Origin of the sequence: Acetobacter suratthaniensis, assembly GCF_017377745.1 — a bacterium.
Taxonomy (GTDB): domain Bacteria; phylum Pseudomonadota; class Alphaproteobacteria; order Acetobacterales; family Acetobacteraceae; genus Acetobacter; species Acetobacter suratthaniensis.
On sequence record NZ_JAFVMG010000006.1, the window covers coordinates 63961 to 89316 of the forward strand.

Consider the following 25356-nt stretch of genomic DNA (forward strand, 5'->3'; position numbering starts at 1 on the left):
TTCCCGGCCGCACGGAGCAAGGTTCATGTCGGAGTTTCCCACACACGCGCGTGTTGTTGTCATTGGCGGGGGCATTATGGGGGCCTCGACCGCGTATCATCTGGCCAAGCTGGGCTGGAAGGATACGATTGTCATTGAGCGGCACAAGCTAACCTCAGGCACCACATTTCATGCGGCAGGGCTGGTAGGGCAGCTACGCTCTAATGCCAACATTACCCAGCTTCTGGGGGAGTCCGTCAAACTCTACAAAACTCTCGAGCAGGAAACCGGTCTGGCAACCGGCTGGAAGATGAATGGTGGGCTGCGGCTCGCCTGTAACGAGGAACGTTGGACCGAGGTGCGGCGTCAGGCCACAACGGCGCGCTCGTTTGGGCTGGAGATGCACCTGCTATCTCCCAAAGAGGCGCTGGATCTCTGGCCCCTTATGGATATTTCGGATCTCGTGGGGGCGGCTTTCCTGCCAACCGACGGACAGGCCAATCCATCCGACATTACTGCCTCTCTGGCCAAGGGCGCTCGTTTGCACGGTGCGCGTATTTTTGAAGATACCGATGTAACCGGCTTCAAGGTTGAGAATGGCCGTGTGACAGAGGTGCAGACCAGCCGTGGCACGGTTCAGTGCGAGATCGTGGTCAACTGTGCAGGGCAGTGGGCGCGTGAACTGGGTGCTCAAGTGGGTGTGAATGTGCCGCTGGTTTCTGTTGAGCATCAGTATATGATCACAGAGCAGATCGCGGGTGTAACATCCAACTTGCCAACCCTGCGTGATCCCGATCGTCTGACTTATTATAAAGAAGAAGTCGGCGGGTTAGTCATGGGTGGATATGAACCCAATCCCATCGCATGGGCGGCGGATGGTTTTCCCGACAGGTTCAATTTCCAGCTTCTAGGCTCGAATTTCGATCATTTCGAACAGTTGACTGAGCTGGCTCTAGGCCGCGTCCCTGCTCTGGCGACTGCCGGGGTAAAAGAGCTGATCAACGGGCCGGAAAGCTTTACGCCAGATGGTAACTTCATCCTAGGATTGGCGCCCGAGCTGGATAATTATTATCTGGGCTGTGGTTTTAACGCCTTTGGTATTGCGGCAGGTGGTGGGGCTGGCAAGGTTCTGGCGGAGTGGATCGTGGGGGGAGAGCCGCCCTATGATCTCTCTGCAGTTGATATTCTACGGTTTGGTCGCAACCATCAGGACGTCAACTGGGTGCGCAGCCGCACTCTGGAAGCGTATGCAAAGCATTACACAATTGCATGGCCCAGCGAGGAATATAAAAGCGGCCGTCCCCTGCGACGTTCTCCGCTTTACGACCGGCTTAAGGTACAGGGCGCCGTATTTGGTGAGAAACTGGGATGGGAAAGGCCAAACTGGTTTGCTGCCCCCGGTGAGGACGCCGCCGATCACTACACTTTTGGGCGTCCCAACTGGTTCGGAGCTGTTGCGCGAGAGCATGCGGCAACACGTGATGCGGTAAGTGTGTTTGATCAGACATCTTTCGCCAAATTTATGCTGGCTGGGCGAGATGCGGCAGAGGCTCTATCCGTTATCAGTGCGGCGAACGTACACAAAGCTCCCGGCAGTCTGATCTATTCGTTGATGCTCAACTCGCATGGTGGCATTGAATCAGACTTTACCGCTGCACGCATTGCGCAGGATGAATACTACCTTGTTTGCGGCACAGGGGCTGCAACCCGCGACTTTGACTGGATCAAGCGGCATATCCCCCGCGGCATGGATGCGCGGCTGATTGATGTCTCTTCAATGTATTCAACCCTGTCGCTCATGGGGCCACAGGCACGGCGTGTACTGGAAAAACTGACGCGCGATGATGTCTCGAATGCCGCGTTCCCGTTCGGAACATGGCGCACGTTGCATATTGCGGGCGCGCCAGTACGGGCCTTACGCGTTACTTATGTGGGTGAACTCGGTTGGGAGCTGCATATACCGGTTGAATTCGCCGCAACTGTTTATGATGCGCTGATGCAGGCCGGGCAGGCTTTTGGTCTTTGCAATGCCGGTTATCGTGCCATTGAAACCCTGCGTCTGGAAAAAGGCTATCGGGCTTTTGGCTCTGACATTGGCCCCGACCATACCCCTTACGAGGCAGGACTTGGCTGGCTGCTGAAAATGAAGAGCGGTCTGCCCTTTATCGGTCGAGAAGCATTGGAAAAACTGCAGGATGCGCCATTACGCAAGAAACTGGTTTGTTTCACTGTAGAAGACCCTACGGTTGTGCTGCTGGGGCGTGAGACGATCTATCGCAATGGAGAGCGCGTAGGTTGGGTTGGTTCCGCAGGTTTTGGGCATACGATTGGTAAACCCATTGCTTATGGTTATGTCCGGCAGTCAGAAGGGGATGTCACCGATGAGTTCGTGCTGTCCGGCCAGTATGAACTGGATGTCGCAACAATACGTGTGCCGGCAACGGCTCATCTGAAACCGCTTTACGATGCCCAGCGCAGCCGTATTCTAGGGTAAGGGAGCAGGCAGGAGCGGGCTTTCCAGGCCCGCAGGTTAGCATGACGGCATCTGAGAAGGACGGCGCATGACACAGACACTGCATGATAGGCTGAAGGCGCTGCCATGCTGGACGGGGCCAGTTGATCCGCGCCCGTTAGGGGGCGGCATTACAAACAGCAATTTTGTGGTGGATGATGGGCCCCGGCGTTATGTCGTGCGTGTGGGGCAGGATATTCCCCTGCACAATGTCATGCGTTTTAACGAGCAGGCGGCCTCCCATGCGGCCGCGTTAGCCGGTATTTCTCCTTCAGTGCGCTATGCCGAAGCCGATTTACTGGTTATTGATTTCATAGAGGGGCAAACACTCGACGCGGCAGGAGTACGCGCCCGTTTGCCGGCTGTCGTCGATCTTGTTCGCCGTATGCATCATGGCATACAGGAACATCTGTCCGGGCCTGCTCTGAGTTTCTGGATTTTTCATGTTCTACGGAATTACCTGCGCGTTTTACGACGCAAGGATTCCAGCCCACCAGTAGAGCTTGATAGACTGGAGCGGATTACCCATGAACTGGAGCAGGCTTTGGGGCCTGTCGAGACCGTTTTTGCCCATAATGACCTGCTGCCTGCGAATTTTCTCGATGATGGGCAGCGTATCTGGTTGATCGACTGGGACTATGGTGGGTTTAACACGCCGCTGTTCGATCTCGGTAACCTGGCTTCGAACAATGCGTTTGATGCAGCCGAGCGTGAGGCCATGCTGGCACTTTATTATGGTCATCCACCAGATGATGCCCTGCGTTATCGCTTGCAGGTTATGGCCGTAGCTTCGATGCTGCGTGAAGGATTGTGGAGCATGGTTTCTGAAACGGAATCCACAATCGCTTTTGATTATCGGGATTATACCCGCATGAATATGAGCGTGTTCGAGCAGGAACTTGAGATACTCAACATCATGCGAGGCTGATGGGCCCTTTTTAGGGAGCCAACACAATACGGCCGGGCAGGCCACCCTTGCGGGTCTGTTCAAGTGCTGTTTCAAACGCTTCCAACGGCAGGGTCTGAGCAACCGGAACACGCAGTATGCCACGGGCCAGAAGGTCTATGGCTTCGTGCAGATCTGACAGGGTGGCTCCAACGGAGCCGATAAATGAGACTTCGCGCACGATCAGGTCAATCGGGTGTGTCTGGAATGTATCCTGTGTATAGCCGATAAGCACCAGTCTGCCACGGCGGCGCAGCATATCCATGCCGGAGCGGATACTGGCCGCTGTCCCCACCAGTTCAAAGACTATATCCGCACCTTCGCCCGTTATTTCCTTCACGCGTGCGGCAAGATCGGGTTCCTGCGTGGCATCGAGGGTGTATTCGGCTCCCTGTTCATGAGCGAGAACCTCTCTGGCTCCCCCGCGCCCAACAGCGATAACGCGTGCGCCTGCATTTCTGGCATATTGCAACAGGGCCAGCCCCACCCCACCCGTGCCATAAACGACCACCCATTCACCCGGCCTGATTGTAGCCAAGCGCCCGGCATGTACGGCTGTTGAACCCGCACAGCCCATAACGGCGGCCTCAGCCGTAGAAACATGATCGGGGAGGGGGACGCAGTTACGCACTGGCACACAGATATATTCAGCAAAACCGCCATCCGCATTGAAACCGGGCTGCGCATGCGGGGCGGGGCAGAGATGCTCGTCTCCTTTCAGGCAGTAGCGGCAATGGCCACAACCCTCATAATAATAAATAGCGGCACGCTGTCCCAGCCATGTGTCGGAAACACCAGCACCACAACACATAATGGTGCCGGCAATTTCATGACCAACAGCAAAGTTCCGTCCACCCAGATCAAGCAGTCCATCGCGGATATGCAGATCCGTGCGGCAGACACCGCAGGCATTGATCCGCACCAGCACCTCTCCTTCAGCGGGTGAGGGGATAGAGACGGCGCGCAGGGCAAAAGGCTTGCCCGGCTCAATGAGTTGCACGGCCCGCATGGTGGCTGATTCTGACATGATGTGGCCCTGCGTTCTGATTGCGGAATGGTTTGTCTGCGTATGATAGGCAAAGAGCGATAGCCCGGCAACAGCAGAAAAAACGGCACTTAATAGCGCTTTTACAGGCTGTATGGCGCAATATTAATTTGTTTTTTATATCAATAAAATTTTTTGTAACAGATTTTTGAATAAAAAATTCCTACCGTCAGGCCGATCCCGACCACAATCCATCGAGAACTGGGAAGGCATGAATGCAATCGTCATAACCGCATTGAAACGGCCCTATACTTTTGTGGTCCTTTCACTGCTCATTCTCGCGTTTGGCGTGCTGTCCGTAATGCGCGCGCCAACCGATGTGTTTCCCAATATCAAGCTGCCAGTTGTGTCCGTTGTGTGGACATACGGCGGCATGCTGCCAGAGGAATTTGCAGGACGCATAACGTACAATTACGAACTGGCTGTAACCTCCACCGTGGAGGGCATCGAGCATATGGAAAGCAGCTCGTATTATGGCCGCAGTATCGTCAACATCTACTTCCAGCCCGGCACGGATATCGGCGAGGCGGAAGCTGAAGTTACGGCTATTTCCCAGACCGTTATCAAGCAGCTTCCCGATAATATTCCTGCCCCTATGGTCATGCGTCTGGATGCGTCCTCCGTGCCGGTTCTGGCGCTGCAGGTCACATCTGACAAACAGACCCCGTCAGATCTGTTCAAGATCGCGATGACGCGCATCCGGCCTATTCTCGTGACAGTGCCGGGCTCGGTGCTGCCACAGGCTTATGGCGGTATGGACAGCTTCATTATGGTCGCACTGAACCAGAAGCAGCTTCAGGCACACCATCTCTCCGCTATGGACGTGCAGAACGCTTTGCGTAAGCAGAACATCGTACTGCCTGCGGGTGATCAGAAAATTGATCGCACGGACTGGATGGTTCAGACCAACGCCACCCCCCGCTCCATGCAGGAACTGGGTGATATTCCCGTCAAGCGTGTAGGTAACTCGGTCATTTATGTCCATGACGTGGCCAATGTGTACCGTGGCGGACACCCCCAGACCAACCTTGTGCTGGTGCAGGGCAAGCAGGGTGTCATGATCGTCGTCATGAAAAGTGGCGAAGCATCAACGCTTGATGTCGTGTCCAGAACCAAGGAACTGCTGCCGCGTGTGCGCCAGCTCGTACCGCCTGACGTGCATATTTCGGTGCTGAACGATGCCTCGGTTTTCGTGAAAGACGCCATCAAGGATGTGGTCCGCGAAATGCTGACAGCCGCTGTGCTGACTGGCCTTGTCGTGCTGCTGTTCCTTGGTTCCTGGCGCTCGACCATCATTATCGCCACGTCTATTCCGCTGTGCATTCTGGCTGCCATTATCTGCCTGCTTTGGGCGGGGCAGACCATCAATGTCATGACTTTGGGTGGTCTGGCGCTGGCCGTTGGTATTCTGGTGGATGATGCAACCGTCATGATCGAGAATATCGATACCCACCTTGAAATGGGCAAAGATCTGGAAACAGCCATTATCGATGCGGCTAACCAGATTGTTATTCCCACGCTGGTTTCCACCCTGTGCATCTGCATTGTGTGGACACCACTGTTCCGCCTGAGCGGTGTGGCTGGCTGGCTGTTCATGCCGATGGCCGAGGCGATTGTCTTCGCCATGCTGGCATCGTTTATCCTGTCGCGTACTCTGGTGCCGACCATGGCCAAATATCTTCTGGCAGGACAGGTACATCCGGGGCTGCATGGCGATGAGCATGAAGCCTTGCCAAAAGGGTTTTTTGGGCAGTTCCAGAACAAGTTCGAACATGCGTTTCACGCTTTCAAGCTCCGCTACGGGCGGGTGCTGGAACGTGCCGTCACTCGACGTCGCAAGTTTGTCACGGTGTTTCTCGGGTTATCTGTTCTCTCTCTTGCGCTCTTTGCAGTCGTCGGACAGGATTTCTTTCCCGAGGTGAAATCCGGCGCGTTGCAAATGCATGTGCGCGCGCCCCTTGGCTCGCGTATTGAAACCACGGGGCGTATCGCCAGTCTGATAGATGACCGGATTGAGCAGATTCTGCCTGGCAAGGTGGAAGGCATTATCAACAACTGCGGTCTGCCCGAAGGCCCGCATAATCAGGCGTTTATTCCCACGCCCACAATCGGTACACAGGATTGCGACCTGAGCATTACCCTTAAGGACGAGGTCTCTCCCGTATGGGATTACCGCGCCCTGCTACGGCGCAAGCTTTCAGCCAGTTTCCCCGGCACGGTCTTTACGTTCCAGCCTGCCGACCTGACTGAAAAAATCCTGAACTTCGGCTCACCCGCACCGGTTGATATCCAGATATCCGGCCCGGATATTCGCGATAACTACCGTTATGCCCGCCTGCTGGTTAACCGCCTGCGCAGCATACCCGGAGCCGTGGATACAGTTATCCAGCAGACCATGCGCACGCCAACACTGTTCGTGCAGGGCAACCGTACATTCAGTCAGGCCACTGGCATGACGGAAGGTGATATTGCCAATAACGAACTGATGACTCTCTCAGGCAGCCAGACGGTAGACCCGCAATACTGGCTCGACCCAAAAACCGGCATTACGTTTCCACTTAATGTCTATGTCTCACAGGATCAGCTTACCCACTACAACAACCTGCTGACCATTCCTGTCGATAAGGGGGATAACGACCCCGAAGGCAAGGACATGCAGCTTCTGGGCAGTATCAGCACGGTTACGCCTATCGGCACGCCGGGACAGGTGTCTCACTATAACTCCATGCCTGATATTGATATTTACGTTTCGACAGAGTTTACCGATCTCGGGTCTGTTCTGGCTCAGGTCAAACGTGACATCGCAGCGACAAAAGGCGATCTACCGCGTGGTGTTGCTGTGGATATCCGTGGGCAGGCCACAACCATGCACAGCGCTTATGTGGAGCTGATTGCCGGTCTCGTGGTTTCGGTGGTGCTGATCTACATGCTGATTGTGGTCAACTTCCAGTCTTGGATTGATCCTTTCATTATCATCTCGGCATTGCCGGGCGCGTTGGCCGGTATTGCATGGAGCCTGTTCCTGACCCAGACACGCCTGTCCGTGCCGGCATTGACGGGGGCCATCATGTGCATGGGAACGGCTACGGCCAACTCCATTCTGGTGGTGTCCTTCGCCAAGGAGCGTTTCGCCATGCACCGTAGTGCTGTAGCGGCTGCGGTTGAAGCGGGGATAGGTCGTATCCGTCCTGTCATCATGACAGCATCGGCTATGATTATCGGCATGGTGCCAATGGCTATCAGCAACTCTCAGAATGCTCCGCTGGGTAAGGCGGTCATTGGCGGGCTGATTGTGGCCACTATTTCCACCCTGCTTTTTGTCCCCTGTGTTTATGCAATTTTCCATCATCGTCCGGAAAAGCCGTCCAGCACGGATACGGCACACCGGCAGGAGGCTGTCTGATGTCTGTTTCCCGCAAAGGCAGAATCTTCATCATTCTTCTTGTGGTTGTCATCGTGGCGGATGTCGCGCATCTGCTGGTTCAGCGTGCCCGCAATGGCGTTCGCATCCAGCAGGATGCGGCCTATAGTCGGGTGCCCGATGTAGCGCTTGTGCTGCCAAAGCCCGCGCCGCCAACCGTCACCATGACCCTGCCGGGCACAATCAGCGCATGGTACGAAGCGCCCATTTACGCACAGGTCTCGGGCTATGTGAAAATGTGGTACCGTGATTATGGTGCGATCGTGAAAAAAGGCGATCTTCTGGCAGAGATCAACGCGCCCAGACTTGATGCGGAATACGCTCAGGCACAGGCAGACCTGAAAGTTGCTCAGGCCAAATATGGTCTGGCGGCCATAACCGCTACACGCTGGCGCTCAATGGGGCAGTCTCAGGCGGTTTCTGGTCAGTCTGTTTCCGTGCAGAACGCCAACGAGCAATCCGCCAAGGCTGAACTGGAAGCCGCCGAACACAAGGTGGCCCAGTATCAGGCTACGATCCACTTCAAGAGCATTGAAGCCCCGTTTGATGGCGTGGTGATCGCACGTAGCATCAACGTGGGGGATTATGTTGGGGCGGGTAGCGGCAATATGAACGCGAACGGCACGGCCAGTGAGCTGTTTACCGTGGCGGACACGCATGCCATGCGGCTCTTTGTATCCGTGCCGGAAACGTTTTCTTCCATCCTGCGTCCGGGGCTGGTGGCAAAGGTGAGCGTACCGCAGTTCCCCAACAAGGTGTTTGACGCCAAGTTCCTGACCATTGCCAAGGGATTTGATCCGAATACCCGTACGGTGGTGACGGAATTTTCCATCGACAATGCGGAGCAGAAACTGTGGCCGGGCAGCTTTGCTTCCGTCACGCTTACAGCTCCGGCGGATCAGGGCGTTTTCACCATCCCCACCGGCGCACTGGTATTCCAGGAGCACGGCATGCAGGTGGCGACAGTCGATGCCAAGGAAATCACCCATTATCACAACATTACCGTGGGTCGGATGTCGGACGCCTATACCGAAGTCAGTGCCGGCCTGTCTCCTGATGACCGGATCATCAACAACCCACCGGCTGACCTGATGGAAGGCGGCAAGGTCAGGCCTGTCGAACCGGAAAAAGGCTACCTCAATACGCCAGCCGCCGCTGGGGAGGAGGAGGACGAATGAAACAGACCCTCTCGCGTTTGGGTACAGTGCGCGCGCGTCGTCTGACGGCGCGGGCAGCCCTGCTGCTTTCCCTGACAGTGCTGAGCGCCTGCGATCTGGCGCCACGTTATGATCCGCCACATTATGTGGTTCCGGCATCATGGCACGGACAAGGCCCCTTCAAGGATGCGGTGCCCAGCACCGTAACCCTGAAGCCGGACTGGTGGACAGTGTTTGGTGACACCACCCTGAACGGACTTGAGCAGGAAGCTTTGGCAAACAATGCCGATCTTCAGGCGGCGGCAGAGCGTTTCTCGCAATCCCGCGCGATTGTCATGGAAGCGCGTTCGGATCTGTTGCCGCATCTGGGCATGGCGTTTGGCGCGAGCGACAACAAAAGCTCGGCTGACCGTCTGTTCCGCTACAAAGGGCCGATTACGGCAACGGACGAGTTTTATTCGGGCCTTGCAAGCTGGGAGCCGGATATCTGGTCGGCTATCCGTAATCAGGTGCGGGTGCAGAAATACTACGCTCAGGAGCAGGCGGCTGATTATGCCGCCGCACGCCTCAGCCTTCAGTCAGAACTGGCGACAGACTATTTTGCCTTGCGCGGGCTGGATGCCCAGCATGCTATTTATACCCAGTCTATCGCGTATTATCAGCAGGCTCTGCACGTAACCCAGACACGGCTTGATAATCAGGACGCCACAGGCATTGATGTAGCGCGCGCCCAGAACCAGCTCTACATGACACAGGCGCGCCTGCTTGATGTGCAGGCCCAGCGCGAAGTGCTTGAGCACGGCATTGCGGTGCTGGTGAATGAACAGCCTTCCACCTTCCATATCGCGCCGGTGGATGAGCTGACCAATGTGGAGCCGATCGTACCCACCGGCCTGCCATCCGACCTGCTGGAACGCAGGCCCGATATCGCAGCCTCAGAACGCAGTATGGCGCAGGCTAACCGGGCGATTGGTATCGCACGGGCGGCGTTTTACCCACATGTGTTTTTCAGTGCCAATGGCGGGTTTGATTCCAATGGGTTCAATCTGGCCAATCTGGCCAACAGCATGTGGTCTTATGGCGCCTCGGTTTCCATGCCTCTGTTTGAAGGTGGGTTACGCCGTGCCCAGTTGCAGCATTCGTGGTCTGTCTATCGTGAAACGCTGGATCATTACCGCATGACGGTTCTCTCGGCTTTTGGTGATGTCGAAAACGGTCTGTCCCTGACAAACCGGCTGCGGGCGGAAACCGAGCGTCTGGGGCAGGCGGTTGAAACGGCGCAAAAAGCTCAGACCCTGACAATGACTCTCTATAAAGGGGGCGCTGACAGCTATCTGGATGCCCTGATTGCGCAGGTTAATACACTGGACGCCCGGATCGACCGAGTGCAGGTGCAGGCGCGCGCTCTGCAAAGCACGGTAGGGCTTATCCGTGCTCTGGGCGGTGGCTGGCGTCAGAGCGACCTGCCAACACCTGATGCCACCATGACATTTGGTGTCATGCAGTATTCCGGTTTGCAAACACCGGCTGACACCATGCAGCAGCTTAACAAACACTGACGGTCTTCTGGCTGGCAGGTTAAGGGCTTTCCCTGGTCTGGCGGGCTTCTTTCAGCGCCAGGGAAATGCTCAACCCCCAACCGGCACAAGCTGCCAGCATACCAACCAGAAAAACCACGCTCTCGCCCATTCTGTCAGCCAGAAGGCCTGTAAGCGGGCCAGTGGCTCCATAAGCAAGATCCTGAAACGCGGCAAAGCCCCCCATCGCCGTACCCCGCATATGAGGCGAAACCCGACGCACGACTTCCAGACCCATTGCGGGAAAAATCATGGAACAGCCAGCACCGGTCAGGGCGGCTCCAGCAAGGGCGAGTTCAGGGCCCGTGGCACACCATAACAAAAGCTGTCCGCAGGTTTCGACGCCCAGAGACAGTACGGCCACCCTTGCTCCGCCTATTTTATCGGGGAGATGACCACACAGAATACGCACCAGCACAAAAGCACCGCCGAAAAATGTTAAGCCCAGACTGGCATGTGGCCAGTGCTGGTGCAGAAAAATCAGTGGCATGAAAGCGCCGATTGCCGCAAAGCCGATCCCTTGCAAAAAGACGATAAAGCCAAGGTCGCGGATGCGGGCAATGATGGAGGTCAATGGCTGGCGTTCACCAGGATGCGGCGCTACGGGAGTAATGGGCCAGACTATGGCAAGGCCCGCCAGCGGTGCGATCAGGCAGGCCAAACCCACCCCAAGATACCCGGCGTGATCATAAAGGGTCAGCCCTAGCGGGCTACCTGCGGCCAGTGAGCCATACATGCCCATACCCACCACGGACAACACGCGGCCAGAGCGATGATGCCCCATCAGGCCGATACTCCAGGCCAGAAGCCCGACAACGGTCAGGCTTTCACCCAGCCCAAGCACCAGACGCCCCAGAATTAAGACGAGAAAACTCGGAACCGTAGCCTCAATCCATGTGGAGCCGATACAGATCAGACTGCTGAGCGCGTATAGTACAAGCCCTTGTAACATGCAGTGCCGTCCACCCCGCTGGTCAGCCAGTCGGCCGGCAAAACCCCGTGTCAGGATGGTGGAGGCAAATGCAACGCCCACAGCCAGTCCCGCCATGGCGTTACCCATGTGCAGGGTGGTTGCAACCTGAATGGCCGTTGTCGGCATGGACATAGCCACGCACAGGTACGACAGGAATAAGGCTCCCACCTGCCAGTACAGCATGCGCATGGGCGTTTCTGCGGCGGGGGAGGCGGCAGACGGTGTGGGCGACATGAAAACAGCTTCCTTGATATGCCGCGCATGCGGCCGCCATGACATTGGAGCACTCTATGTCATGGCCTGCATGCGGGTAGCCCCTATAAGCCTGTGTTTATGCAAGATGGGGCGACACCTGTTAAGAGTGGATGTTACAGAGCGGCAATCACCTTCAGACCAGCCAGCACGGCGTTGGGAATGACAGAGGTCTCACCGGGGCGCATCACGTATTCAAATTCCGGTGTAACCACCAGACCCGGTGTAACGGGAATACCGTAATAGGCCTCCAGTATGGCGGAGTGTGTCTGTGGGGCGTTGACATAAGCTCCCATCGACATCCCCGCGGATTGGCGTAACTCCTGCCCGTAGGTCAGCCGCGGGCTGAGTTGGTAATAGGAATACATGATGCCCACCCTGTCTCGTGGACGACCGGGCACCAGACCGAGGAGCGATGTGCCGACATAGAACTCGTTGGCAAAAGTGGAATTGCTCGGTGTGTTGTGTACAAACCCTGCGAGCACATATCCCCCCGCCATCTGATGTTCGCCACTGGCGCGATAAACCATCTGATCTGCTTCGATATAGAATGTATCGCGCGCTTTATCCGCATGCCGGGGCACGGAACCGGCATAAGCCGCAGGAATTGTCCCAATCAGATCCGGGTAGGGCGAGGTGTCATGCCCGTAACCAATTTTGTAATGTCCGGGCAGTTTTTTGGGGCCAATAAAGGGCTCCCATGTCAATTCAATAGGGGTCTGTATGCCCGTTGCGGTTTCGCTACCCCATGCCCAGCCGGTATTGTCCTGCGGCTTGGGGCCAATCCTGTAAATACCCGTACGCAGCGTCAGATCACGGGTCGGGCGAATGCGCAGCGTGCCACCCCACGAGGTTTTGGGATAAACGCTCCAGCCTGCCGGTTCTCGGATCGCCATAGGTGCTGAGCACATCGTCATGAACGTACATAGCAGCACCGATGTGGCATAGGTGTGCGTGATGGCAATGCGACCGATATTGATGTTGATCCGGTTGTTAAGAAAGGATTTTTCCAGATACAGATCAGCCAGCCGGGCTGCTGCCGGGCCATGAATGCTCCAGACTTCCGTCAGGAGCACATTGCGCTCCCCAACATGATCCCAGCCAACCTGACGGCCTTCACGGTTCATGACAATACCGTGCAGATACCAGCCTGCCAGCGGGCGCCAGTCCGTTAGCCTGCCAAGATCGAACAGCATGCTGGCGCGCACTTCATGGGTGTAGTCCATCCCTTTCGACAGGCCGCCTGCGACATTACCCATGCCTTCACCCTTGTAGGTGAATTCAAAGCTGAATCCCTTATCGCGCAGGCGCTCACGCCACGGTTTGAGAGCGGGAACAAGGTTGCCGCCAGCCTGCTCCGCCACAAAATACCCAGCACTGACATCCTGCCGGCGGAGTGCATCCGTATTATGGCTGAGCAGATAAGAGAGGCTAACCGTCTGAAACCATGAATCCAGATGCTCTTCGGCAATCGGTCGCTTGGGTTTGGCGTGGGGCTTGGGCACCTCAGGCGGCGCAATGGGGGGTGTCATCGCGTGATCTGCTGCCTCGGTTCTATCAGCAGGAGCGGTGGTCTGAGCTACGGCAGGGTTGAGCGAAAGACCCGAGCTCACAAACACAATGCAGGCCAGTATGGGGGCTGCGCAGCTACAGAAAAAACGATGCAAGGAATGGCGCAGCCCGTTCCAGTGGGCCGCGTGCAAAGATAGTGCATGACGCATGGCGATAATCCACAAAACCGACTGCAGACCGCTAGCGCTGCGGCCAGACAGGCACGCGCGAACAGGCTGCAGAAACAGCAAAAGACTGAGCGCCGGCCCTGCTGGACACAGGATGTGGCGGGGCCGGTCTCGTTATGGTGCGTGTGGGAGCGTGTCCCGCCGGTTTACGGCCGCAGTATCAGACCGCGAAGCCCGGCGATACGGCGGCTACGGTGCGGTTTTGTGAACGGGGAGGAGCATCGAGAGAGAGATTGATCATTGGTTTTTTCTTTTTCTTATTATTCAATGATGCCTGCCGTGCCCTGTCCATGCAGGGCATCGTGCAGTTTTTTGTCATCCAGCGCGTTTTCCCAGCGCGAGATCACAATAGCGGCGACCGCATTTCCAATCAGGTTGGTGAGCGATCGGCATTCGGACATAAAGCGGTCAATACCCAGAATAAGCGCCATGCCACCCACAGGCACGCTGGGCACGACAGAGAGGGTTGCCGCCAGAGTAATAAACCCGGCTCCTGTAACCCCTGCTGCCCCCTTGGAACTGACCATGGCAACCAGAAGCAGGGCAATCTGTTCGCTGAAAGAGAGATGGATATCCGTCGCCTGTGCAATGAACAGGGCAGACAGGGTCATGTAGATATTCGTCCCATCAAGGTTGAAAGAATACCCCATAGGCACAACCAATCCGACAATGCCCTGATTACAGCCGGCCTGTTCCAGTTTGGCGATCAGGCCCGGCAGAGCAGATTCAGAAGAACTGGTGCCCAGCACGATCAGCAGTTCTTCCTTTATGAATCCTAGCAGCCGGATAATGCTGAACCCGGCCAGACGGGCCACCACACCCAGCACGATCCCGACAAACAGAATAGCAGTCAGGTAAAAAGCCAGAACAAGGCCGATCAGGTGCAGCACTGTGCCAATGCCGAATTTGCCGATTGTAAACGCCATAGCCCCGAACGCCCCAACCGGGGCAAGGTACATGACCAGCCGTACAACGCCAAAAACCATTTCGGTCAGACTGCGGAACAGGTTCAGCACGGTTTCTCCAGCCTTGCCCATCCGGGCGAGGCTGATCCCGAACAGAATGGCGACCAGCAGCACCTGCAGGATCTCACCCGAGGTAAAAGCCCCAGCGGTGGTGGAAGGAATGATCTGGAGCAGAAAGTCCGAAAAACCGTGGTGCTCCTGTGCCGCGGCAACAAACTGGCTGACGGAACGCGTATCCAGACTGTCGGCATGGATATGCATGCCCGCACCGGGGCGAACGACATTCGCCACCACCATGCCGATCACAAGTGCGAATGTTGAGAAAAACAGGAAGTAGATCATGGCCTTGCCCGCGATCCGTCCTGTCTGTTTCAAGTCGGCCATACCGGCAATACCGGTGCAGACGGTCAGAAAAATAACCGGCGCGATAACCATCTTGATCAGTTTGACGAAAGCATCTCCCAGCGGTTTCAGCGATGCGCCGAAAGACGGAAACAGGACACCAACAATAACACCGGCAATAACGGCAATGATGACCTGAAGATAAAGGAAACGCTGATGCGACCCAGCAAGGGGAGAAGGGGAAGGAAGCACTCTGCTACTCTTTCTGTTTTTGTTTTTTTAGCGACGTCTGTGCTTCTGGAGCTTCCTTGTTATAGCGGAAACCGTGTCCAGATGGCCGACACGTTAACCTGTATTCACCCTCCTTGGAAAGAGGGGCGATGTTTTCATGCCCTGCGCCATACGCAATTCTACGGATGTCCGATCCCGTGATGTCGGCTTGAAAGGGATTGAACCGGCAGGTTTTTTGCGCCATCGTCATAATCACAACATAGCAACAGACAGTGCGGGAACAGGAAAAACAGGTGAGTAGCCTCCAGCGCGCGCAGGGACGCTTCGGCCTGACCGTCCAGAACAGGGAAGGCCAGACCCGTTGTGCCGATCTGGCGCAAGGTGGGTGCTGTCGGCTGTTGTTCCCTCGCATTGCCCGTTCAGGACTGGAGGCCGTTACCGTCAATATCTCAGGCGGCATTGTCGCGGGGGATCGGATCGAGGGACGTATCCAGTGCCGGGAAGGAACGGAACTGGTCGTAACCTCTCAGGCGGCTGAACGTATCTACCGGGCGCGGCCGGGCGAGAGCGCTGCCCAGATCAGCGTTACGTGTGAGATCGGGGCGGATGCCACCCTGGAATGGCTGCCGCATGGCACCATCTTTTTTGATAACAGCCACCTTGAGCGGCGCATGTGCGTTGAAATGACCAGCACATCGCGCTTTCTTTATCTCGAAAATCGGGTGTTCGGCCGGACAGCTTCCGGCGAGGTGCTTAGTCGGCTCAATGTGCGCGACACTCTGTCAATCAAGCGGGATGGACAGCCGCTCTTGGAAGACCGTCTGGCGATTGCGGGTGAAGAGATGACCGCGTTCTTTGACCGCGCCGTGGTGGCAGCGGGGCAGATGGCCGTAGCCACGCTGGTGTGGGTGGCGCCCGAGGCGCAAGCGCAGCTGGCTGACATACGCACCCTATGCAAAACATACAATGCGGTCGATCTGGCCGCATCAGCATGGAACGGCATGCTGGTGGTGCGCGGGCTTGCTGCCAGCGGCTGGCAGCTTGATCAGGCATGCCACGCTCTTGTAGCGCAGTTGCGGCAACAAAAAGCCGCGCCCGTTACCTGGCGCACATAATCATTTTATCTGGGAACAAGGACCGGACAGGACGATGAATCTGCTCCCGCGCGAGAAAGACAAGCTGCTTGTTGCCATGGCTGCCATGGTGGCGCGGCGCAGGTTGGAACGAGGGGTATTGCTCAACTACCCCGAGGCCGTGGCCCTGATTACCGACCATGTGGTGGAAGGCGCGCGCGATGGCCGCAGCGTTTCTGAACTGATGGAAAGTGGTGGGCATGTGCTGACACGCGATCAGGTCATGCGTGGCGTGCCGGAAATGATCCATGATGTTCAGGTAGAAGCAACTTTTCCCGATGGCACAAAACTGGTGACAGTCCATGACCCGATACGATGATCCGCTGCCCCCCGGCGCCGTGCCGGGAGAGTTCCTTGTGGCTGAAGGTGATATTACCCTCAATGAAGGCCAGCCCCGCATGGTGGTGTCCGTTACCAATACGGGCGACAGGCCCGTGCAGGTCGGGAGCCATTATCACTTTGCCGAGGTCAACCCGGCTTTGATATTCGACCGCCTTCGCACACGTGGCTGGCGGCTGGATGTGCCATCTGGCGGGGCGCTACGGTTTGAGCCGGGGCAGGAGCGCGAGGTCACGCTCGTGCCGCTGCGTGGCAAGCGACGGGTCATCGGCTTTCGGGGGGATGTCATGGGGAGACTGGGGGCATGACGCGGCTTTCACGGTTCGAATACGCAGCACAGTTCGGCCCCACCGTGGGAGACCGGGTGCGTCTGGCTGATACAGCCCTGCTGGTGGAAGTGGAGAAAGACTACACCATCTATGGCGAGGAAGTGCGTTTTGGCGGCGGCAAAACCATCCGTGACGGCATGGGCCAGTCACAGGTTTCCCGCGCCGAAGGGGCCGCCGATACAGTCATTACCAATGTGGTGATTATTGATTACTGGGGCATTGTCAAAGCAGATGTGGCCCTGCGCGATGGCCGGATTGCGGCTATTGGCAAGGCGGGCAATCCCGATATTCAACCCGGTGTCGATATTATCGTGGGGCCGGGAACAGAAATTATCGCGGGGGAAGGCAAAATCCTGACGGCTGGCGGGGTGGATAGTCATATCCATTTCATCTGCCCCCAACAGATTGAGGAGGCGCTGGCCTCGGGCATCACCACGATGGTGGGGGGAGGCACCGGCCCCGCCACCGGTACGGCTGCCACAACCTGCACGCCCGGCCCGTGGCATCTTTCGCGCATGATTCAGGCAGCGGAAGATTTTCCGGTCAATCTGGCTTTTGCGGGCAAGGGCAACGCCTCCCGACCCGAAGCGCTTGAGGAAATGGTGCGCGCGGGTGCTTCATGCCTGAAACTGCATGAGGACTGGGGATCAACCCCTGCTGCCATCAACTGCTGCCTTGATGTGGCCGACCGGATGGACGTGCAGGTCATGATCCACACCGACACGCTCAATGAAAGCGGCTTTGTGGAAGATACCATTGCCGCTTTTGAAGGTCGTACCATCCACGCTTTCCATACCGAAGGGGCAGGGGGCGGGCATGCACCCGATATTATCCGCGTGGCCGGATTGCCGAATGTGCTGCCATCTTCTACCAACCCAACACGACCGTACACCCGCAATACGCTTGACGAACATCTGGACATGTTGATGGTCTGCCATCATCTTGATTCCCGTGTGCCAGAAGATATTGCTTTTGCTGAAAGCCGTATCCGGCGGGAAACCATCGCTGCTGAAGATATTTTTCATGACATGGGCGCCCTGTCGATGATGTCTTCCGACAGTCAGGCCATGGGCCGGGTGGGCGAGGTACCTCTGCGCACATGGCAGACAGCCCATAAAATGAAGGTTCAGCGCGGCGCTCTGGCTGGCGATGGCGATGCGGATAACAACCGCGTCAAACGCTACATTGCTAAATACACGATTAACCCCGCCATTGCCCATGGGCTATCGCATGAAGTTGGCTCGGTCGAGGCGGGCAAGCTGGCTGACCTGGTGCTGTGGACACCGGCCTTCTTTGGTGTCAAGCCCGATCTGGTGATCAAGGGAGGGGCCATTGCTTACGCCATGATGGGCGATCCCAATGCTTCCATTCCCACGCCGCAGCCAGTTTACGGGCGCATGATGTTCGGGGCATATGGGGGGGCGCGCCTATGCACGAGCTTAACCTTTGTTTCCAAGGCTGCTTTGGAAAACAATATAGCCCGTAATCTCGGCTTGCGCAGGCCGTTGTCGGCTGTATGCAACACGCGCGGCGGTATTGGCAAACGCAGCATGATCCACAACAGCGCCACACCCCATATTGAAGTAGATTCCGAAACATACGAAGTCCGTGCCGATGGTGTTCTACTGACCTGCGAGGCTGCGGATATACTGCCTATGGCCCAGAGGTATTTCCTGTTCTGATGCACGATATTGTAGAGATTCTGGCGGCTGGAAGCTGGAACACGGAAGATGCGGTAGAACGCTTTACTGCTGATTACGAAGGACGGCACCGACGCCGTGCGAGCCTGACCCTGCAATCGGGAGAGCGGGTTATGCTGGAACTCGAACACCCACGCCTGCTACGCGAGGGAGAAGCCCTGCGGCTGGATGACGGACGCCTTGTCAGCATCCACGCCCTGCCGGAGCAGTTGATGGAGGTTACAGCCCATACGCCGCTCCATCTGCTGCAACTGGCATGGCACATCGGCAACCGTCATTTACCTGCCGCGATAGAGAGTTCCCGTATTCTCGTGCGTGAGGATCACGTTATTGCCGAAATGCTGCACGGGCTGGGTGCGCATGTTCACCGGATAGAAGCCGCATTCGATCCTGAAGGTGGAGCTTACGCTCCACGTCCTCATGATCATGGGCATTAACACGGCTCCTGCACCCCGCGTGCCGGATGAAAACAGGATGGAAGACCACGGTCTGGATTTCCTGCGTTTGCTGTCATGGGTTTCTCCTGCCTTTCCGACCGGGGGTTTTGCTTACAGCCATGCGCTGGAATGGGCAGTAGAACACGGAGATATTACGGCAGTAGACAGTCTGGTGGACTGGATCAGCGCCCTGCTTACCCACGGTAGCCTGCGTGCGGATATGATTTTTGTTCGCCATGCCTGGCAGGCAGGAGAAGATGTGCGCCAGTTGGAAGACCTGGCCGCCTATGCTTGCGCCTGTGCATCCTCCCGTGAGCGATATGAAGAAACAGTTTATCAGGGCGAGGCTTTTCTGAAAGCTGCGGCCGTGTGGGATGATACTGTACTGCAAACGCGCCGTGCAGCAATACGCTGGCCCCTGCCGGTAGCACAGGGTGCGGTTTTCCGGCGCGGGGGCGCACCTGTCCGGCAGGCCGTGCTGGCTGGGGGGCATATGGCGGTTGCGGCTTTGGTGTCTGCTGCTGTCCGCCTTGTACCACTTGGCCAGACTGATGGCCTGCGTGCGCAGGTAAAACTGGAAACAGTCATACTGGACGCGCTTAAACAGACAGAACAATGCGGGCTGGATGATGTCGGCACAGCCTGTTTCCGCTCCGATCTGGCAGCCATGCACCATGAAACACAGGAAACGAGGCTTTTCAGAACATGACAAAAGCAAAATACGGCCCGCTTCGGGTGGGCATTGGCGGGCCGGTTGGCACAGGAAAAACCGCATTGATGGATGCGCTGTGCCGTTATTTCCGCAATGATTACAACATCGCGGCCATAACAAACGACATCTATACGCGAGAGGATGCCGAATTCCTGACCCGCGCTGGCTCTCTGCCTTCAGAGCGGATCATGGGCATTGAAACCGGCGGCTGTCCGCATACGGCTATCCGTGAAGATGCCAGCATTAATCTGGCCGGAGTAGCGGAGCTGACGGCCCGTTTTGAAGGGCTGGAACTGATTCTGGTTGAAAGCGGAGGCGATAATCTGGCAGCTACCTTCAGTCCGGAACTGGCTGATTTAACCATTTATGTCATTGATGTTTCAGCAGGGGATAAAATCCCGCGTAAAGGTGGCCCCGGCATTACCCGTAGCGATCTGCTGGTGATCAACAAGATTGATCTGGCGCCGCATGTAGGAGCTGATCTCGCTGTTATGGACCGGGATAGCCGCCGTATGCGGGGAGAACGGCCTTTTGTGTTTACCAATATCCGCGCAGGAGAAGGGGTTGAGGCAATCGCGCGCTTTATTATCGAGCGGGGTGGATTGTAGCCACTGGGCAACCTGCCTTGCGTCGTCCATTGATATATTCGGCGCAAAGCTGGCGGAACCGCACGCCCCCAAAACTGGGGAAATGCCCACCATGCACGATACTGACGGGCATTTTCTCAAGTTTTTCAAGTGTGGAGACGTAATCCGGCACAGAGGAATGATAGGTATCATCCAGCAGGGGGCCATCATACACAACATCGCCAGATAGCAAGGTACCGGTCGCCTTTTCCCACAATGCAATGCCTCCGGGTGAATGGCCGGGTGTGTGCAGGACTTCAAAAACCCGGTTGCCCATATCTATGACATCGCCCTGTTTAAGCAGGCGCGTGGGGGTGACGGCGGTAATACTGTACTGCTGTGTGTTCCAGCCCTGCGGGCAGGCATCGAACATATCCTCGTTTGCATAGAGTGCAGCCAGAGTATGCTCGCCGTCCGGATTTTGCAGGATAGGAGCCTCTGCGGCATGAATAGCACAGTGTTCGAACTCATGGTGGCAGCCGATATGATCGAAATGAGCATGGCTGGCCACGCAAAGCACAGGACGTTCCGCCAGCATCCGCACATGCTGGCGTAAGGGTACCGCTCCTAAGCCGCTATCAAACAGCAGATCGTAATCGCGCCCACGCACATGCCACATATTACAACGGAAAAAGGGCTTGATCCACGGTTCGTGGATTAGCGTTATATCATCGGCATACGGTACGGTCTCATACCATCTGTCATGGGCGATAAAACCTGCCATTGCATCCTCTGGCGTCTGTGGGGGCGGGGAAGTCTAGCCTTCCTGTGCGGGTACGATGGTAATATCGTCCACCAGAGCATGGGGTGTTATGGTATCCCCACTTGCGGGTACCTGCCGTGCAGGGCTGTGCAGCACAAAGGTCTGGCCTGTTTCTGAGCGCGCAAAAACCCTGACATAATTCCCCTGAAAAACCGTTTCGCACACAAGCGCCTGACCTATGGCCTGCCCGTAATCGGGGGTGGTTTTGATATTTTCAGGCCGAATGATTGCAACAGCCTTATCCCCTATACACCAGGTTCGGCTCTGTGTGTCCGTGTCTGTCATAGCACCTTCAGCGGGAGCGGCCATGCCCCGTAAAAACCCTTGCTGGGTTTCAAGAGTAATGACCTGACCATCCTGCGCATGAATGCGTCCTTCTATTTGCGTACTTTCACCCATGAATGTAGCGGCAAAACGTGTTGCCGGGCGCATATAAACCCGGCGGGGTGGCCCCATATCCTCAATGCGACCATGGCTCATGACAACAATCAGATCCGCCAGAGCCATAGCTTCTTCCTGATCATGGGTCACATGAACAAAAGTACGGTTCATCTGCCGCTGGATGCGGTGTAGTTCGTCCTGCATCTGGCGGCGCAGGGCCAGATCAAGCGCGCCGAGCGGCTCGTCCAGCAACAGGATTTCCGGTTCTACCGCCAGTGCGCGCGCCAGAGCCACGCGCTGGCGCTGGCCACCGGACAGCGCTTGTATGCTACGCTCGCCATGCTGGCCAAGCCCGACCAATTCAAGCATTTCCGACACCCGGACTTTGCGGGCATCCGCTTTCAGACCGCGCAGCTTCAGGCCAAACTCGATATTGGCGGCAACACTCATATGCGGGAACAGTGCATAATCCTGAAAGACCGTTGTCGTGGGTCTTTTTGCTGGTGGCAGATCGGTTACATCCTGCCCACCAATGCGGATAACGCCTGAACTGGGCAATGTAAAACCACCAATAAGGGATAGCAGCGTGGTTTTACCACTCCCCGAGGGGCCAAGCAGCACAACATAATTACCGCGTTCCACATGCAGAGAAACAGTCTCCAGCGCGATTTGCCCCGGATAGTGCTTGGAAACGGCTTCCACAGACAGATGGTTCGTGGAGGCGGAAGAGGGATGTGAAACCGTCATTCAGGAACTCTTTTTTCGGAACATGAGATATTCCGCACCCAACGCAAGGGCGGCGGCACCGAAGAAAACCATGGAACCAATCGCATTGGTTTGCGGGTTCAGACCACCGCGCAGCAGTCCCCAGATGGCGACAGGTAGGGTAATGTCAAAGCGACTGAGCAGAAAAGCCGTCAGAAACTCATCCCACGACAGGGTAAAACAGAGGATAAAGGCAGCAATCAGGGCAGGGGCCATCATCGGCACGGTTATCTGGAGCAACACGCGCGGCAGGGATGCTCCAAGATCAGCCGCCGCCATTTCCATCCGCACCTGCGCGGGGTTGAACTGGGCTGAGCAGATTGCAAAGGCCAGCGGCATATTGATAACAATATGCGAAATACAGACAAGCCAGAGCGAAGGGGCTATGTTCAGCCACGAGGCCATGACCAGCAGCCCCATGCCCACAATCAGGTAAGAAACAGCCATAGGCAGCACGAGAATGCCGCGCACAAGCGCCTGACCACGAAAGCGATAGCGCGCCAGACCGTAAGCTGCCAGAAAGCCCAGCACAACAGACAGAAATGCCGAACCGGCTCCAACAACAAACGAATGCCCCATAGCGGAAAGCAGTCGATCATTAGCAAGTGCCTGCCCGTACCAATGCAGGGTCGGGCCATGGAAAGGCGGTACGGGCAGGCGGCCATCCTGAAAGGAAAACAGCACAAGAACGGCAACCGGCGCGAAAATGAAGCAAAAACAGGCGGCGATATACGTCGCTGTTAGTCCTTTGCAGATCAGTTGCTTCCACCCGCCCGCGTAGCGGGTCTGCACGGCGCTCATCGTCCGGGCTCCTCTGGCCTGAGGAAACGGTATAGCGCCAGATACGCCACAGCCATGATAACCGTAAGCACCAGCGACATGGCGGAAGCCATAGGCAGATCAAGATGTTTTTGTATCTGCATCATGACGGTCTGGGGCAGTACGATAGCACGCATGCCACCCAGAATCTGGGGGGTAACATAATCGCCTATACACAACACAATGGTCAGGAACGCTCCAACGGCAATGCCGGGCACGCTGAGCGGCAGTGTTATACTGAGGAAGGTGCGCAAGGCAGACGCTCCCAGATCACGCGCTGCCAACGCCAGCCGTGGGTTGATCTGCACCAGCGAGGCATAGATTGTCAGTGTGTCGAGCATGATGAAAAAATGCACGAACCCGATTTCAGTCGCCGTTGTGCTGTACGCCAGCCTGAGCGGCGTATGGATAAGCCCCAAAGCCATAAGTGCCGCATTGAGTGGCCCTGTAGGCGCAAGAACCAGAAGCCATGCGTATGAACGCACGACGTAGGATGTCCAGAACGGCAGCACGGCAAAGGTCAGGGCAAGGCGCTGTATTCTCGCCGAGCGGAGAGAGGCAATGGAGTAAGCCAGCGGATAGGCCAGAACAAGGCTTGCCAGTGTCACAACGGCTGTGAGTGTCAGGGAGTTGAACAGCGCATCCGTGTAGGCTTTTTCAGTAAAAACCTGAACGAAATTACCAATCCCGTATTGCCCGGTTGCGCTATCATGCAGGCTCACCGCAATCATCGCCAGTAAGGGGGCGGCAAAGAACGCCAGCAGCCATAACAGGGCAGGGGAGACGAACAGGAGGCCCGGAAGGCTCTCCCGTCGTGACACGGTGGCGACCTTATTCATTCTGCATGACTTCCGTCCAGAGTTTCTGGAGCGTTTTATCAAAAGCGGGGGTAAGCTGAGGATAGGTGGCGGTGCGGGCAATATAAGCTGGTTGCTGCGCCCATTGCAGAATGGCCTTGTCTGCATCGTTGAGAACCGCTTTGCGGTTGGCGGGCATGCCCCAGTAACAGCTTGAAGTTGCCAGTTTGGCTTGTGCCGCAGGCGTGAGAATATACTTGGCAAAAGCCGTTGCCAGATCCTTATGACTGGATGCCGCAAAAACAGCGATCCCCTGCTGCCAGCGAATGCCACCCTGCTCAGGCACGAGGTAGGCCAGATCGGGCCGGTCCTTATGCATGCCAGCGGTTACCCACTCACCCCCGCCGACCAGAATATCCACCTGTCCGGTAGCCAGCGCCTGCTGTGTGGTTGTGATGTCACCCACAAGAGCCGCATTATGTCGCAAGGCTGCAAGCTTGTCGCGCAAGGCTGGTAAATCGGCATCGGTCAGGTGTTCGGGGTCTTTACCCAGCGCTTGGGCCGCATAGGCGATAATCGGCACATAGTAATCATAAATGGCAACCCGGTCTTTGTATTCAGCGCTCCACGGGGCCTGAATATTGCTAAGGGCAGGCGCTTTTATATGGGCTGAATCATAAGCCACGGCGTTGTAGCCGAATTTTTCCGGCACAGAATACATCTTGCCGTTCACAACATTCAGCGCGGGGTTACTCACCCCCTCGAACAGATCCGTCATGGGAAAGTCTGCCGGGTCAAGTGCTGCGAGCAATCCCATGTCAGCCAGTCGGCCAGTATCGGTTTCATCGAGCACCAGCACGTCCCAGTCTCCGGGGTGAGACTGCTGGATAACGGCCAAAGCTGCCCCGGTACTATCAATGTCCTTGTAGTGAACCTTGACGTTATGGGCTTTTTCAAACGGTTCAAGCAGGGCGGGATCTTCATGGTCGCACCATGTCAGAACATTCAGGGCGCCTGTTTCAGCGCGCGCGCCCGTTCCCCATCCGGAAAGAAACGTGCAGGCAACAAGGAGGGGCAGGCCGATACGGTAACGGGTCATGGTACGGTTTCTCCGCTCGGAACGATCACGATACATTTGCGGGCATCTGACACGGTGTCCAGCCACACCCTCCATAGGCGTTCCACAAAAGAAACGATCTGGCGTGTGGTGCCCCGGTCGAAGCTGATACAACGATAAGCGTGGGAGGACGGTTTTTTGAATGCTGTTCTTGCGATCTTTGCATCAAGGTTTATAGATGTTTTATGCGGGCCTGACTTCAGGGGGAATTAAACCGCTCCACCACTCTCACACCATGATGGAATAACAAGAAAAAATCGTGTGATAACCACGCTTGTCGGCACTTTTCCTGACAGCTT

General features: G+C 56.5%; 21 protein-coding genes. 12 read left to right on the top strand and 9 right to left on the bottom strand.

What is annotated here, in order from left to right; all coding sequences use genetic code 11:
• Positions 1–25 precede the first annotated feature (25 nt).
• Complete coding sequence (locus J2D75_RS07470; RefSeq protein WP_207854146.1) at positions 26–2473, top strand: GcvT family protein; 2448 nt, start codon at positions 26–28, stop codon at positions 2471–2473.
• A 67-nt stretch (positions 2474–2540) separates the two neighbouring features.
• Positions 2541–3419 (top strand): phosphotransferase, encoded by an 879-nt coding sequence (locus tag J2D75_RS07475; RefSeq protein WP_207854147.1) that lies wholly within the window; start codon positions 2541–2543, stop codon positions 3417–3419.
• Between the two features lie 10 nt (positions 3420–3429).
• Here the strand turns inward: J2D75_RS07475 and J2D75_RS07480 are convergent, their stop codons facing one another.
• The gene (locus J2D75_RS07480) at positions 3430–4464 is read right to left on the bottom strand and encodes an alcohol dehydrogenase catalytic domain-containing protein (RefSeq protein WP_243428591.1); all 1035 of its coding nucleotides are present in this window, start codon (positions 4462–4464) and stop codon (positions 3430–3432) included.
• 229 nt (positions 4465–4693) lie between these two features.
• On the opposite strand from J2D75_RS07480, the gene J2D75_RS07485 reads away from it, so the two are divergent.
• The 3 genes from J2D75_RS07485 to J2D75_RS07495 are packed head-to-tail and all read left to right on the top strand — an operon-like array spanning position 4694 to position 10619.
• Positions 4694–7885: an efflux RND transporter permease subunit gene (locus tag J2D75_RS07485; RefSeq protein WP_207854148.1), complete on the top strand. Its 3192-nt coding sequence runs from the start codon at positions 4694–4696 to the stop codon at positions 7883–7885.
• Positions 7885–9081: an efflux RND transporter periplasmic adaptor subunit gene (locus J2D75_RS07490; protein WP_207854149.1), complete on the top strand. Its 1197-nt coding sequence runs from the start codon at positions 7885–7887 to the stop codon at positions 9079–9081. The genes J2D75_RS07485 and J2D75_RS07490 overlap by 1 nt, the downstream gene beginning before the upstream one ends.
• The gene (locus J2D75_RS07495; protein ID WP_207854150.1) at positions 9078–10619 is read left to right on the top strand and encodes an efflux transporter outer membrane subunit; all 1542 of its coding nucleotides are present in this window, start codon (positions 9078–9080) and stop codon (positions 10617–10619) included. The genes J2D75_RS07490 and J2D75_RS07495 overlap by 4 nt, the downstream gene beginning before the upstream one ends.
• 19 nt (positions 10620–10638) lie before the next feature.
• On the opposite strand, the gene J2D75_RS07500 is transcribed toward J2D75_RS07495, so the two are convergent.
• The 3 genes from J2D75_RS07500 to J2D75_RS07510 all read right to left on the bottom strand — a co-directional run bounded on the left by J2D75_RS07500 (position 10639) and on the right by J2D75_RS07510 (position 15160).
• Positions 10639–11844, bottom strand: coding sequence for an arabinose transporter (locus J2D75_RS07500; protein ID WP_207854151.1), 1206 nt, complete (start codon positions 11842–11844; stop codon positions 10639–10641).
• A 134-nt stretch (positions 11845–11978) separates the two neighbouring features.
• Positions 11979–13394, bottom strand: a complete 1416-nt coding sequence (locus tag J2D75_RS07505; protein WP_207854235.1) for a carbohydrate porin — start codon at positions 13392–13394, stop codon at positions 11979–11981.
• Between the two features lie 467 nt (positions 13395–13861).
• Entirely contained in the window at positions 13862–15160 is a 1299-nt protein-coding gene (locus J2D75_RS07510) for a C4-dicarboxylate transporter DctA (protein WP_207854152.1), read from the bottom strand.
• A 272-nt stretch (positions 15161–15432) separates the two neighbouring features.
• On the opposite strand from J2D75_RS07510, the gene J2D75_RS07515 reads away from it, so the two are divergent.
• Genes J2D75_RS07515 through ureG form a run of 7 tightly spaced genes read left to right on the top strand, consistent with a single transcriptional unit; the run spans position 15433 to position 20397 of the window.
• Positions 15433–16254 carry an urease accessory protein UreD gene (locus J2D75_RS07515; RefSeq protein WP_207854153.1) on the top strand — a complete coding sequence of 274 codons (822 nt, stop codon included), beginning with the start codon at positions 15433–15435 and terminating at the stop codon, positions 16252–16254.
• A gap of 34 nt (positions 16255–16288) precedes the next feature.
• A complete protein-coding gene (locus J2D75_RS07520; RefSeq protein ID WP_207854154.1) occupies positions 16289–16591 on the top strand; it encodes an urease subunit gamma in 303 nt (100 codons plus the stop codon).
• A complete protein-coding gene (locus J2D75_RS07525) occupies positions 16575–16919 on the top strand; it encodes an urease subunit beta (RefSeq protein ID WP_207854155.1) in 345 nt (114 codons plus the stop codon). The genes J2D75_RS07520 and J2D75_RS07525 overlap by 17 nt, the downstream gene beginning before the upstream one ends.
• A complete protein-coding gene (gene ureC / locus J2D75_RS07530) occupies positions 16916–18622 on the top strand; it encodes an urease subunit alpha (protein ID WP_207854156.1) in 1707 nt (568 codons plus the stop codon). Before J2D75_RS07525 ends, ureC begins: the two co-directional genes overlap by 4 nt.
• A complete protein-coding gene (locus J2D75_RS07535) occupies positions 18622–19077 on the top strand; it encodes an urease accessory protein UreE (protein WP_207854157.1) in 456 nt (151 codons plus the stop codon). The genes ureC and J2D75_RS07535 overlap by 1 nt, the downstream gene beginning before the upstream one ends.
• Positions 19067–19786 (top strand): urease accessory protein UreF, encoded by a 720-nt coding sequence (locus tag J2D75_RS07540; protein WP_408736749.1) that lies wholly within the window; start codon positions 19067–19069, stop codon positions 19784–19786. Before J2D75_RS07535 ends, J2D75_RS07540 begins: the two co-directional genes overlap by 11 nt.
• Positions 19783–20397 carry an urease accessory protein UreG gene (gene ureG / locus J2D75_RS07545; protein ID WP_207854158.1) on the top strand — a complete coding sequence of 205 codons (615 nt, stop codon included), beginning with the start codon at positions 19783–19785 and terminating at the stop codon, positions 20395–20397. Before J2D75_RS07540 ends, ureG begins: the two co-directional genes overlap by 4 nt.
• On the opposite strand, the gene J2D75_RS07550 is transcribed toward ureG, so the two are convergent.
• From J2D75_RS07550 to J2D75_RS07570, 5 genes are read right to left on the bottom strand one after another with little or no spacing between them, the layout of a single operon-like run.
• Positions 20375–21139, bottom strand: coding sequence for an MBL fold metallo-hydrolase (locus tag J2D75_RS07550; RefSeq protein WP_207854159.1), 765 nt, complete (start codon positions 21137–21139; stop codon positions 20375–20377). The genes ureG and J2D75_RS07550 overlap by 23 nt on opposite strands.
• A gap of 33 nt (positions 21140–21172) precedes the next feature.
• Positions 21173–22306 (bottom strand): ABC transporter ATP-binding protein, encoded by a 1134-nt coding sequence (locus J2D75_RS07555; RefSeq protein WP_207854160.1) that lies wholly within the window; start codon positions 22304–22306, stop codon positions 21173–21175.
• Positions 22307–23125: an ABC transporter permease gene (locus J2D75_RS07560; protein ID WP_207854161.1), complete on the bottom strand. Its 819-nt coding sequence runs from the start codon at positions 23123–23125 to the stop codon at positions 22307–22309.
• Entirely contained in the window at positions 23122–23982 is an 861-nt protein-coding gene (locus tag J2D75_RS07565) for an ABC transporter permease (protein WP_207854162.1), read from the bottom strand. Before J2D75_RS07565 ends, J2D75_RS07560 begins: the two co-directional genes overlap by 4 nt.
• Entirely contained in the window at positions 23975–25039 is a 1065-nt protein-coding gene (locus J2D75_RS07570; protein ID WP_207854163.1) for an ABC transporter substrate-binding protein, read from the bottom strand. The genes J2D75_RS07565 and J2D75_RS07570 overlap by 8 nt, the downstream gene beginning before the upstream one ends.
• Positions 25040–25356 lie beyond the last annotated feature (317 nt).

Coding starts and splice junctions, on each gene's coding strand:
- J2D75_RS07470 (WP_207854146.1), top strand. CDS start 26: ATGTCGGAGTTTCCCACACACGCGCGTGTTGTTGTCATTGGCGGGGGC.
- J2D75_RS07475 (WP_207854147.1), top strand. CDS start 2,541: ATGACACAGACACTGCATGATAGGCTGAAGGCGCTGCCATGCTGGACG.
- J2D75_RS07480 (WP_243428591.1), bottom strand. CDS start 4,464: ATGTCAGAATCAGCCACCATGCGGGCCGTGCAACTCATTGAGCCGGGC.
- J2D75_RS07485 (WP_207854148.1), top strand. CDS start 4,694: ATGAATGCAATCGTCATAACCGCATTGAAACGGCCCTATACTTTTGTG.
- J2D75_RS07490 (WP_207854149.1), top strand. CDS start 7,885: ATGTCTGTTTCCCGCAAAGGCAGAATCTTCATCATTCTTCTTGTGGTT.
- J2D75_RS07495 (WP_207854150.1), top strand. CDS start 9,078: ATGAAACAGACCCTCTCGCGTTTGGGTACAGTGCGCGCGCGTCGTCTG.
- J2D75_RS07500 (WP_207854151.1), bottom strand. CDS start 11,844: ATGTCGCCCACACCGTCTGCCGCCTCCCCCGCCGCAGAAACGCCCATG.
- J2D75_RS07505 (WP_207854235.1), bottom strand. CDS start 13,394: ATGACACCCCCCATTGCGCCGCCTGAGGTGCCCAAGCCCCACGCCAAA.
- J2D75_RS07520 (WP_207854154.1), top strand. CDS start 16,289: ATGAATCTGCTCCCGCGCGAGAAAGACAAGCTGCTTGTTGCCATGGCT.
- J2D75_RS07525 (WP_207854155.1), top strand. CDS start 16,575: ATGACCCGATACGATGATCCGCTGCCCCCCGGCGCCGTGCCGGGAGAG.
- ureC (WP_207854156.1), top strand. CDS start 16,916: ATGACGCGGCTTTCACGGTTCGAATACGCAGCACAGTTCGGCCCCACC.
- J2D75_RS07535 (WP_207854157.1), top strand. CDS start 18,622: ATGCACGATATTGTAGAGATTCTGGCGGCTGGAAGCTGGAACACGGAA.
- J2D75_RS07540 (WP_408736749.1), top strand. CDS start 19,067: ATGGGCATTAACACGGCTCCTGCACCCCGCGTGCCGGATGAAAACAGG.
- ureG (WP_207854158.1), top strand. CDS start 19,783: ATGACAAAAGCAAAATACGGCCCGCTTCGGGTGGGCATTGGCGGGCCG.
- J2D75_RS07550 (WP_207854159.1), bottom strand. CDS start 21,139: ATGGCAGGTTTTATCGCCCATGACAGATGGTATGAGACCGTACCGTAT.
- J2D75_RS07555 (WP_207854160.1), bottom strand. CDS start 22,306: ATGACGGTTTCACATCCCTCTTCCGCCTCCACGAACCATCTGTCTGTG.
- J2D75_RS07560 (WP_207854161.1), bottom strand. CDS start 23,125: ATGAGCGCCGTGCAGACCCGCTACGCGGGCGGGTGGAAGCAACTGATC.
- J2D75_RS07565 (WP_207854162.1), bottom strand. CDS start 23,982: ATGAATAAGGTCGCCACCGTGTCACGACGGGAGAGCCTTCCGGGCCTC.
- J2D75_RS07570 (WP_207854163.1), bottom strand. CDS start 25,039: ATGACCCGTTACCGTATCGGCCTGCCCCTCCTTGTTGCCTGCACGTTT.